Raw genomic sequence first — 11,646 nt, 5'->3', positions numbered from 1 at the left:
GGGTAGGATTTGAGGATTCTAGGATACTAACTATCACCTACATGGTCATTCAGTTGTCAAGGTTCAGTACCTTGCGGCTAATCCTCCAGACCCTTATGGGTCTTAGTTTCTAGCCAACGATTCGCACACCTACTCTCATACCCAACGCCACTGGAACCCGCCTCCCCGACAAACTCAGCCATAAGTACTTTGGTAAATATCATGCAGGATGCTACCCAACTAATCAAAATCTACCCTTCGCCGATCGCACCATCAACTTTGGCTTAGAATTAGAATCACGCGGTTTTGCACATGCACCCACCATAGAACCGCAAAAACTCAGCAGATATCAAATAGAAGTCTTTCCCCACCCAGCAATCGTTAACCTATTCAACTTAGAACGCATCCTCAAATACAAAAAAAGGACGCCTCAGCGATCGCCGCCTAGAACTAACCAAACTCCAAAATTATCTTCTCGATATCCTCCCCTCCTTCTCTCCTCCTCTGCGCCCTCTGCGCCTCTGCGGTTTGTTCCTTCTTGAAATCCCCACCACAGGCGCAGCCCTCAAAGCAACCGAAGATAAACTAGATAGCTTAATTTGCGCCTATGTTGCCGCTTATTGGTGGTATTGGGGAGAACAACGTAATTTAGTACTAGGCGATGTCTACGACGGGCTATGACGCTCGCGGACTCGCTACCGCTACGCTATCGGCGTCGCACCACTGGCTACATTATCATCCCGCAAAGAATGTTAGCCTAAAATTGTAATCTCGTAAGATTTAACTCAAAGAGGTTTTATGCAAGGAGTTAGTTCTAACTTGAGTTTAAAAGAGCTTTATGAAATTGATGATCATCTCTGGTTAGAGGAAACAATCAAACTATTGAAAGCTAACCATTTAGAAGAATTAGATTTAGAAAACTTAATTGAGGAGCTAGAAAATTTGGGTCGTAGAGACAAAGCCAAGGTTGCTAGTTTATTAGAAGAAATTATTAGACATTTTTTATCGCTGCAATATTGGACAGAAGAATATCAATATAATTCTGGACATTGGAAAGCAGAAATTAGAAGTTTTAGGAATCAATTAAAACGTCATTTGACAACGAATTTATATCAATACTTAGAAAATGAATCAGCATCAATTTATGATGATGCTTTAGGATATGTAATTGAGAAAACTGAAGGCAAACTAGATAATTTACCTCAATCTTGTACTTACACCTTAGAAGAGCTACTAGATATTAATTATCTACCTAAAAATGTTTGATATAAAAGGCGTTGCTAAACTTAAATCAGCATTATATCACCAGGTGTACCTCACGTAAACGAGAACCGCTATATATCCTGTCCTCTTCGTGAGGTCATTTTACGACGCGTTCCGACTCTGGTTGTCGCAAAGTCAAAATAACGATCAACGACTTCCTCTCCTGCATCAATTTTCTCCTCAAGTTCTTTAATAGAAATATTGTTCATAGATTTTTCTCTCCCGTCTCGTACTTTTCCAATAAGTAAATAAAAGGCGTTGCTAAACTTAAATCAGCAACGCCTAATCTTGAGTATTCAACAATTACTCACTACTTTTATTCTGCCCAAGCAATCAACCTTGGTTCATAGGCATTAGCCAGGTATTGATTTTTCGGCAATACACGCAAAGACAAACCTTGCAAACCAGAAGCCGTATAGGTGATATTACCCGTGTAAATACTCAACTGCTGTGCATCCTCCCCTTGGTAATCCATCACCACTGGCACAGCGTTGACAATATCACCATTGGCATCGATCGCACCTTGATATAACTCCACCTGCACATCATTATTCGTCAAAGTTGCTAAGTCAACCTTGGCTTTGACAGCAACAGTTTGGTTAACCTCAATGTCTGAAGCTGCTGATACGTCAATATCTTTGATTTTGATGTTGAACCAGTGTTCCCTCAGTTTTTCTTTCCAAGCAGCTAGTTCTTTAGCTGGGGCATAGTTATCAACAGTCAGGGTATGATAGCGATCGCTAGCCGGGAAATAAGCTCGTCCGGCATATTCTCCTACCATTCGCGCTGTATTAAAGAACGGACAATTCAACCGAATTGCATCCTTCATTTTGGCAACCCACGGACGGGGTAAGCCATCACTATCCCGATGTTCATAAAATAGTGGTACAACTTCCTTCTCTAACAATTCGTAGAGAGCATTTGCTTCTACTTCATCCTGGTAGTTGGGATCGTCGTAATTCTCGCCATGTCCAATTGCCCAGCCTGTGCGGACGTAATCAGCTTCATCCCACCAACCATCTAGTACACTTAAATTCGGCAAGCCATTCATTGCTGCTTTCATACCACTAGTACCAGAGGCTTCCCGTGGACGACGCGGTGTGTTTAACCAGATATCGCAACCCGCAACCATCAACCGGGAGATGTGAATATCGTAATTGGGAACAAACACTACCTGTTTTTCTAAATGTTGTTCGCGGATAAAGTGATTGATCTCGCGGATGAGTTCTTTACCGGGAATATCCTTGGGATGTGCCTTACCAGCAATCACAAATTGCACTTTCCGGTCTTTATTGCCTAGTAAAAGCCGCTTAATGCGATCCAAATCACGCATCCAGAGGGTAGCGCGTTTGTAGGTGGCAAACCGACGGGCAAAGCCAATGGTGAAAGCGTAAGGATCTAAAACTTCTTGTGCCTGGATAATTTCGGAGGCGGAAGCGCCGCGATCAGTTAAATGCTTGACCAAATGCTCCCGCACATACAAAATCATATCCAAGCGGCAGCGTTCGTGATTGCGCCACAATTCCTCATCAGGTATGGCGTCCATCCGCTCCCACAATGGGCTATCTGGTGGTGCTGATGACCAGTTTGGTCCTAAGTAGCGATCATACAACTCTTGAGTAGATTTCGCAACACAACTCCGAGCATGGACACCGTTAGTAATTGCTGCGATCGGCACTTCTTCTACTGGCACATTCTGCCACAAACCCTTGAACATTTGCCGCGACACCACACCATGCAGTTGGGCGACACCGTTAGAAAATGTTGCCATCTTCAGCGCCAGCACCGCCATACTGAAAGGCCCAGATAAATCGCCTGTATTCTCGCGCCCCAGTCCTAAAAATTGCTCTTTGGGCAACCCAAATATTTCTGCATAGTACCCTAGGTAGTACAGCATTTTGTCGGGAGCGAACAAGTCAATCCCTGCTGGTACTGGCGTGTGGGTAGTAAAAATATTACTGGAAGCCACCACCTGTTTAGCTTGGGGATAATTCAGTCCCTCTTCCTGAATCAGCAAGCGGATGCGTTCTAGGGCAGAGAAGGCGGCGTGTCCTTCATTCATGTGGTAAGCGGTGACTTTCAGCCCCAAAGCTTTGAGCATTTGCACACCACCGATCCCCAGCATGATTTCCTGGTGGATACGCATATCGATGTCGCCACCGTACAGCTGGTCTGTAATGTCGTGGTCGTAAGTGTTATTGGGTTCAATGTTGGTGTCCATCAAATACAGGGGAACCGTTCCTACCTGTACGCGCCAAACTCTGGCATACACCTTGCGTCCTGGATAATCTACTGCAATCCGCAATTCTGAACCATCAGGATTGCGCTCTAGATGCAAGGGCATATTGTAGAAATCGTTGAGCAGGTAGCGTTCTTGCTGCCAGCCATCGGCATTGAGATACTGGGCAAAGTAGCCTTGCTGATACAGTAAACCTACGCCCACAAGCGGTAGCCCCAAGTCACTGGCAGATTTGAGGTGATCCCCCGCCAGAACGCCCAAGCCCCCAGAATAGACGGGCAAACAATCTACAAGTCCAAATTCCGCCGAAAAATAGGCGTAGCATTCCTTTGGTTTCTGCTCCCGTTGTTTCTGATACCAGGTGCGCTCTTGCAAATAATCGTCTAACTGACGATCAGCTCGATCCATTTGCGCTAGGAAGCCTTCATCTTCGACAACTTCCAGAAGCCGCGATTGAGAGATAGTACCCAGCATCAACACCGGGTTATGATGGCTAGACTCCCACAGGTCAGAGTCTAAGCGACGGAATAAATCTTTAGTGTCAACGTTCCAATCCCAGTGCAAGTTATATGCTAGCCGCCGTAGTGGTTCGAGTCGCGGCGGTAGTGAAGGGGATACGTTAAATGTGCGAATTGGCTGCATAGGTTGGCAAAACTCCAAGTTTAGCTATGGTTATTGTTTACTCTCTTTACCAATGTTGCCAATTCTTTATACAGTAGTTTGTGAAAAAGCGATGACTTTGTTAAGCATTGAGAATCTTTTTAACCTAGTTGCTAAAGTTTACACTAAGGTGTTTCTAATTCTATGCCTTACCTTCAGCCATGTACTTGGTATATTAAAATTTAATCATTTACTGTCATGTATCACTTAAAAAAATTTAGTTTAGAATAAATAATTTATATTTATTTTAGAATTGATTCCGGGGATCAATCTCAGTCCTTGGCTGTGGGTGAAAATTAATCATACCTGCGTCAAGGAACAGTTAAAATTTTAATTATTTTTTAATAAAATTGCCCTAGCGTAGAGGCAGTGTCAGAGGAAAGACTTAGGATAATACTTCCGTTAAGGTGATGCGAGGCCGAATAGCCCATCGTAGACATCGTTTAAAATTGGATCGAGTAAAAATAATACCAAGCAGTTAACTAGGAAAAGCGATGCCTGCGGTGGTCACTGAGCGGCTGGTGAGCGGCTGGCCCTGAGCGCAGTCGAAGGGAGTCGAACCATGTCGTACTCCTACGGGGATCTTGCTACGCGTAGCGTCTCGTAGAGAAGTGCGGGCTACGCCTACGCTAACTACTTGGTATAAATTTTTAATAATAAAGCAGAAAAATAACTTAGTCTGGTGTTATTTTACGCGCCTAGCGAAGGCTGATCTTTGGTATTTTTTGTCATTGACAAAGCTACAGCTGCTGCATAAGCAATCTCGGCTGCCATTTGATAAGCAAGTTTGATACTAGATGAAGCGTCCTTGGCTTTAGGAGAGAGAGAAGCTTTTTTTCGGCGCGACTCCTGTTTGACATCACCCGCCGCAATAGCTCGCTGTAAAATGATCCAGGCATCTAGGTCTTCTGAGTCATAATTACTTTGAAGTTGCGATCGCAGTTGATCTTCGGCTACAACACTCAGATAGCCGATATTTAGAGCTTCTTGGGCAATTTCTTTAATTAAAGCCATAATTTGAACCAAGTGTGTGAGTTAAAACCGATACTTCAATCTGGGCATTTGATGTTTTTTCTGGACTTCTCCTGGAAAATAAGCTACGTTTTAGCTTTCTTTCAATAAAATTTATAATAACTAGTGACAAGCACGCATCACCCGCTTGGCTCACCCGAATGGGTGATTTACAAATTTTTAGATACAAGCAATAGGGAAGAGGAAAATTTTTAGCTTTTTAACGAAGAGGGTGTCATAAGTATAGTAGATATCATTCTGAGTTAACACAAAAAAATAAAATTACTTGGACAAGCAACGGTAGAAATATAGACATAAATGCTAATGAATCGCTTAGAGCATTTTTAAAGTTACCGTTTTCAAAAAATTTTCTCTAAATGTATAAAATTAATTTAGAGTAGCGTAGGCTTTGCCCGCACTTCTCTACGAGACGCTGCGCGTAGCAAGATCCCCGAAGGGGTACGGCCGCGCTCAGTGACCACCGTAGGCATCGCTTTAGTAAAAAAATTAACTAATCTCACCATTATGATCAACAAGCAACTTGGAAATCAACTTATTTAATAAGAGTGTTCCACTAAAAATAAAATGTGCTATCGTTAAAAACAATTGTTATTAAAAGCCATTTATGTAATTAAAAACATGAATTGGTTAGTCTATAAATCATCCGTGTGCAACATGATTGGAGCAGCATACTCTAGAAATTCGTTGCAAGAAAGCCGTCATAGCAGTCGGGGAAGCGCTTACTTGTTTGCACCGATGGTTAACTTCAATGTGATGGCTGATGTGGGAGATAATCCACCCTAGTGGGGTTTTATTTGGGCAAAAATACCCGTAAAAATCCAACAATAATTACATCGTCATGCTAGGCAGAAATTTTATCTAATTTTTGAATATAGTCTAGTTAAATGTATTTTTTGTTGCAAAATAGCTTGTGGAACTAAGTTGTTTCAAAAGACTAAAACCGCTTGATAAAAATTAGCCTCAAGGCAAACAACTTTATCCCTATTTGCGTAACAAGCTTTGCAAATTTGCCAGATAACCGAAACAGTAGCCTATCTAAACCAGCAAATTTCCCCATCAGACAATTTAATAGTCTGAGGTTTGACTCTGCAATGCACTGAAATTGTTTTGTTAATTGTTATGGTGAAAAAGAAGCCAAATTTTTACGTACATATAGTAGAAAAGCTTCTAACGATTTAACGCAATTGTGCATATAAATTGGGTAATTATACACACCTAAGTTCAATAATTGCTCACATAGTCAAAGCCAGACTCTGGTTTTTCAATTGGAAAACCATCTAAAAATATGGGTAAATTTCGGTAATACTGCCAACTCACTTTCATGTATTAATAAATACAAATATTTCTAGTGTTGGCAGAAAATTAGGATACAGCCAAAACAACTTTCAATACTCCCAACAACCATTGATTGAAGAGATATATAGCCATGCATAACGAGAAATATTTTTCAAAATTGCAGCGCGTGCAAGAACTTGTAGTAACTACTGTGTTAGGGGATATTCCTACACTTATTCTGGGGCCGAAGTTGCGTAATTTGGGATATCGTAGTATTTTTGCCCAGATAGGCAGCCCAGTTTATATTCAAGATGGTGTTGAATTTAACGGTACTTGCTGTATTGAGATAGGCAGTGGAGTATATATTTTCAAGGGTGTGCGGATGGATGCTAGAGGACACAAAAATAATAAAATTCATCTAGGAAATAGAGTTGCTATTGAGCGTAACGTTGATATAGGGTCTTTGGAAAATACGTGTATACATATTGATGAAGACACATTCATTGCTCCCAACGTGTGTATTGAGGGGCCAGGAGACATTAAAATTGGTAAAAGCTGCTTGATTGCTGCCCACTCAGGGATATATGCCAACAATCATAATTTTGCCGATCCGATGGAGCCGATTAAATACCAAGGTGTTACTCGCAAGGGAATTGTAATTGAGGATGACTGTTGGTTAGGGCATGGAGTAACAGTATTAGATGGCGTTACTATCGGCAAAGGCAGTGTTATTGGTGCGGGAGCAGTTGTAAATAGAAATATTCCTCCTTTCTCTGTTGCTGTAGGCATACCTGCACGAGTAATCAAAAATCGAGTTGGCAAAGACTTAAGCATTACTTCAAGCTGAGAAATAAGACATTGGGCATGGGGCATGGTAACTATCTCCTGTAACAATTAAGCTGTTCCCTTTTTGAAGAAACTTTTGCCCTCAGTTAACGTCACAAGAGTAACTAGTCTCCGAGTTATTTTTTAGGGTCATCTAAAAGTCAGACAACCGCAAAAGTCCGGAATACAATTCTTTTGACTTTTGAAAGCCAGTTGCTACCCTGCCGGAACCCTAAGAGCGAAAAGTCGGCAGATGCGACGCCCGACGCCAGTGGCTCATGGGGGAAACCCCCTTCTCTACGAGACGCTACGCGTTGGCGCTACCCTCTCCCTTTGGGAGAAGAACGCACTGGCTCCTTTTGACTTTTGACTTCCGCCTTGCGGCAAGAGTCCTCTCAAAAAGGGACGAGATTTGGGTAATATAAAGGAGCTATCTTTTCTGCATGGCAGATCCTGAAAGAAAAGCTTTCTTTGTCTTACCCCTTGGAGATATTTCTATGTTGACTTTAAAAATCGCTGTTTATATTGTTGTTGCCTTCTTCGTAACTATCTTCGTCTTCGGATTTTTGTCAAACGATCCAGCTCGTAACCCCGGCCGTCGGGACTTAGAGTAAAAGAGCGATAAATCATCCGCGACTTTAGAAGGCGGAAGATATTAAACGCCACGGAAACTTACTAAACTTTCGCCTAGTAAGTTTCCTGCTCAAAGTGGCTTGCTACCGGTAGCAGAAGGCGACAGTCGGAAGGCAAAATGTATATTTAATCCTTCCGTCCGTCATTTGGCTGTTTGTTAGCCCGATTATGCTCAAATATGCTTCATCCAGTTCTGCCGCCTGATCCGCCTTTTATCCTCGAATCTTTACAAGTTGTAAATCCCGCCTCATCTGCTAGTCATACAAATTTTCTTTCAGGTGTAGATACTGGAATACACGAAAAGACAGACAAATCCAAGCAGCCCAAGGATTTGGCCCAGTTGCCAATTGCGGGTGACACGAAGAGTAATCCGCCATTGCCAACTCCGATTAACTCAACTCAGAATGACTTGGTAGTTGCCAAAACTCCCTCTGTACCCCATCCACCAGAAACCCTCCCACCAGAAATTTCTCCCATCAAGAGTTCTGGAACTGCTGCACTTTTGGGGCGATCGCTAATCGTTGGTTATCCCACGCCGGAGGTTAAAACCTCTAATTACCAAGATAAAGAAGACACAAAGACAAGTCCAAGTGTCGATGTTCGGCGCTCGGAACTTCTCCTAAGAGCGGCATTACGCAAACGGGAGATGCAAAGAGAAGCCACTGTATTGCCAATAAAAGTTGGAGCGGAGGCTTCCTCTGTAAACGTAAAACGTGAATCTTCTCAAAAACTCGGTGAGCGATGTCTGACGACAAGCCGCTTTGCGTCTACGCTAAGTTCCAACTCTACTGGTGAAAAACAAACCTTTTTGGATGGTAGCTTTAGTTATAGAGTTTCCCCAAATCCCCAACTCGCCCAATCTTTGCCTCCTCTTCAAATTGTCCCAACTGCCACAAACAGCAACAAGTTAGTCGAATCCAAGGCGGGAATTTTAGCACAGAAGTTAACCCAGCAAAAACAGCAAAGTGATATTACTGCACCACAGTCTTCAGCAAAAGACAATATCTCTGTATCTGCTGCTGATCTTGCACCGAGTTCTCAATCAGTACAAAATTTTATAAAATTCAAGTCTCGTAACCCGAAAAACCAACTCTCATCGCCCATCACTGTAGGATTCAAGTCCCAAGCCCAACAACAAGCTCAAGCACCAACGCCTATACCAGAGGTAGACAGCACTAATCAGCCAGAAAGTCAACCATCTGGTACAACTGCGCCAGCTAGCACGCCGCCAGCTAAACCGAGAATTGTGGAAGTCACTTCAGATCGGCAAGAGTATGACGAGCAACGGCGAATTATTACAGCTGTTGGGAATGTAGTTGTGCGATTTGATGGGGCGGTGGTGGATGCCGATCGCCTGCAAGTCAATTTAGACAACTTGATTGCTGCGGGCTACGGCAACGTAACTTTAACACGGGGCGATCAGATACTGCGTGGACAACGCTTTACCTATAACTTTGTTCAAGATAGTGGGGAACTGCTAAATGGTAGAGGAGAAATTTACGTACCCTCAACACAAACAGATTTTGCTTTTTCGCCCACCGATATAACTGCTGGTGGAGTTCCAAAACGTCCGCCCAGCGATCGCATTAGAGCCAATCAGCCCCTTTCAGGTGTGAGCAGCCCTGGAGGAATTGATGTGGTATTTGGTGGTCAGGCAAATGCTAGCAACATCGCGCCACCGAAAACAGGGGGTGTAGTCAATCGACTCAGGTTTGAAGCTGAACACATTGACTTTTATCCGCAAGGCTGGCAAGCAAGGGATGTCCGCATCACCAATGATCCTTTTTCGCCCCCAGAACTAGAGTTGCGTGCAAATACAGTAACTCTGACGCGAGAATCACCCTTGGTAGACCGCATCAGGACACAGAATCAGCGTTTGGTATTCGATCAAAGAATCTCCTTACCAATTCCTCTGAATGAGCGGACTATTGACCGCCGGGAGCGGGACGTTACACCTGCAATAGTTTCCCCCGGCTATGATGGAGAAGATCGGGGTGGTTTGTATATTGAGCGTGGCTTTCCAGTGATCGATACAGAGCAGACACGCTGGACGATCACGCCCCAGTTGTTAGTACAGCAAGCTGTGCAAGAAGGCACGGGTGATTTAGGCGCACTGTTTGCTGTCAAGACAAAGATAAATTCTGTTTTGAGTCCACGAGCAGTAATTGAGGGGACTGGGGAGTTAACTAGTTTTGACTTGAACAAGCTAGAAGATAATTTGCGGGTGAGGTTAGGATTGCGCCAGACATTAGGGACTTCCCTTCCCCATCTTTTGAATCTGGAGTATAGCTACCGCGATCGTTTTTACAACGGTACCCTCGGCTTTCAAACCGTCCAGAGCAGTCTTGGCGGCATTGTTACCTCTCCTGTAATTCCTTTGGGCAAGAGTGGCATCAACCTCACCTATCAGGGAAGCGCTCGATATATCAATGCCAACACCGATCGCCAAGACTTATTAGAACCAGTGCGGGAAAACAATCGCATCTCACTAGGTCGTTTACAAGGCAGTGCTTCCCTCAGTACTGGGCTGTTGCTGTGGCAGGGAAAACCATTACCACCCACTGCCACTGAGGGATTACGATACACGGCTAACCCTGTAGTTCCTTACTTGCGAGCGATCGCTGGACTTACAGGCACTACCAGTTATTACACCAATGGTGATAACCAAAGCACCCTAACTGGTAGAATTGGCTTACAAGGTCAAATTGGTCATTTTTCTCGACCTTTTTTCGACTATACCGCCTTTAATATTAGTTATTCTCAAGGCTTAAACAACGGATTATCACCCTTTTTGTTCGATCGCTCCGTTGATAACAGAGTATTGAGCGCTGGGATATCACAGCAAATCTACGGCCCTTTTCGCTTAGGCTTTCAAACATCTGTTAACTTGGATACTGGTAGAGAAACTACCACCGACTACATTTTGGAATATAGCCGTCGCACTTATGGCATCACCTTGCGTTACAATCCGGTGTTGGAGTTAGGCGGCATCAGCTTCCGAATTAGTGATTTTAACTGGGGTGGCGGCACTGATCCATTTTCGGAAGTTAAGCCAGTGGTAGGCGGCGTAGAACAGGATTATTAGTCAAACAGTTAGCAGTTGCCCGACACTTGATTATCTAACCGCAATGGATATTTTCTATCTTTTGCCCAGTCTAAGGATTTGGTACGACTCGACAGCTTATCGCACAATTGGTTGATGCCGCACCAGGTATTCTCAGCTTGGCATAGTCGCCCCTTAGTTGAATACGTGACGGTGGTTGGTGTAGGGTTGCACAGCATCTTTGCACTGCAGCTTGGTACTCTCGCCATTGCTTACGGATTGCAAGACTTGCAGCATCGTTACCTAAGTCTGAAAATCTTAGCCCTGCTCGAATTAGCCAAGTTTCTACATCAGTTGTTTCACCAAGTATTTCTGGTATGGGATTAATCTTTTCCATGAGTAATATCTTTTACACGTATTCAAAATTGATAATTTTACTTTAAGAAAAACTATTGATAATAGCCAATATAATTATTTATCAAAATCATCAATAAAAATGATTAAAAGAAGAGAACGAATTACTATTACGGCTCTCATTTGGATGCATACACGGTGGGGGCACAGCATTGCTCATTGGTGTCAACTTAAGCAAAAAGGATGCAAAAGATATAATCTAAGAACATCTGGTTTGATGTTCTTAGTGATACATCATGAGTAAAAAACGTCCAGCGCGACTCGGCAACCCAGACCTGCGTCC

Annotated in this window: 9 protein-coding genes and 1 pseudogene; 6 read left to right on the top strand and 4 right to left on the bottom strand. The window is 43.3% G+C overall.

Annotated elements, in window-relative coordinates:
* Window positions 1-119: 119 nt before the first annotated feature.
* Window positions 120-740: pseudogene (locus LC653_RS41600) on the top strand (DUF429 domain-containing protein); the annotation flags it as partial.
* Between the two features lie 37 nt (window positions 741-777).
* On the top strand, window positions 778-1,245 hold the full coding sequence (locus tag LC653_RS41595; RefSeq protein WP_229501138.1) for a DUF29 domain-containing protein: 468 nt from the start codon (window positions 778-780) through the stop codon (window positions 1,243-1,245).
* Window positions 1,246-1,313: 68 nt separating this feature from the next.
* Here the strand turns inward: LC653_RS41595 and LC653_RS41590 are convergent, their stop codons facing one another.
* The 3 genes from LC653_RS41590 to LC653_RS41580 all read right to left on the bottom strand — a co-directional run bounded on the left by LC653_RS41590 (window position 1,314) and on the right by LC653_RS41580 (window position 5,155).
* A complete protein-coding gene (locus LC653_RS41590; protein WP_229501137.1) occupies window positions 1,314-1,451 on the bottom strand; it encodes a hypothetical protein in 138 nt (45 codons plus the stop codon).
* Between the two features lie 107 nt (window positions 1,452-1,558).
* Entirely contained in the window at window positions 1,559-4,123 is a 2,565-nt protein-coding gene (gene glgP, locus LC653_RS41585; protein WP_229501136.1) for an alpha-glucan family phosphorylase, read from the bottom strand.
* Between the two features lie 708 nt (window positions 4,124-4,831).
* Window positions 4,832-5,155, bottom strand: coding sequence for a hypothetical protein (locus LC653_RS41580; RefSeq protein ID WP_100902696.1), 324 nt, complete (start codon window positions 5,153-5,155; stop codon window positions 4,832-4,834).
* A 636-nt stretch (window positions 5,156-5,791) separates the two neighbouring features.
* Here LC653_RS41580 and LC653_RS41575 point away from each other — a divergent pair.
* From LC653_RS41575 to LC653_RS41560, 4 genes are all read left to right on the top strand, one after another.
* Window positions 5,792-5,956, top strand: coding sequence for a hypothetical protein (locus LC653_RS41575; protein ID WP_157816823.1), 165 nt, complete (start codon window positions 5,792-5,794; stop codon window positions 5,954-5,956).
* A gap of 643 nt (window positions 5,957-6,599) precedes the next feature.
* Entirely contained in the window at window positions 6,600-7,295 is a 696-nt protein-coding gene (locus LC653_RS41570) for an acyltransferase (RefSeq protein WP_229501135.1), read from the top strand.
* A gap of 475 nt (window positions 7,296-7,770) precedes the next feature.
* Window positions 7,771-7,887, top strand: a complete 117-nt coding sequence (locus LC653_RS41565) for a photosystem II reaction center protein I (protein WP_015114068.1) — start codon at window positions 7,771-7,773, stop codon at window positions 7,885-7,887.
* Window positions 7,888-8,084: 197 nt separating this feature from the next.
* Window positions 8,085-10,991 (top strand): DUF3769 domain-containing protein, encoded by a 2,907-nt coding sequence (locus tag LC653_RS41560; RefSeq protein ID WP_229501134.1) that lies wholly within the window; start codon window positions 8,085-8,087, stop codon window positions 10,989-10,991.
* A gap of 70 nt (window positions 10,992-11,061) precedes the next feature.
* On the opposite strand, the gene LC653_RS41555 is transcribed toward LC653_RS41560, so the two are convergent.
* Window positions 11,062-11,346, bottom strand: coding sequence for a hypothetical protein (locus LC653_RS41555; protein WP_229501133.1), 285 nt, complete (start codon window positions 11,344-11,346; stop codon window positions 11,062-11,064).
* Window positions 11,347-11,646 lie beyond the last annotated feature (300 nt).

Source organism: Nostoc mirabile CHAB5784 (assembly GCF_020829645.1).
Lineage (GTDB): Bacteria > Cyanobacteriota > Cyanobacteriia > Cyanobacteriales > Nostocaceae > Nostoc > Nostoc mirabile.
This window is presented reverse-complemented; position numbering and strand designations above follow the sequence as displayed.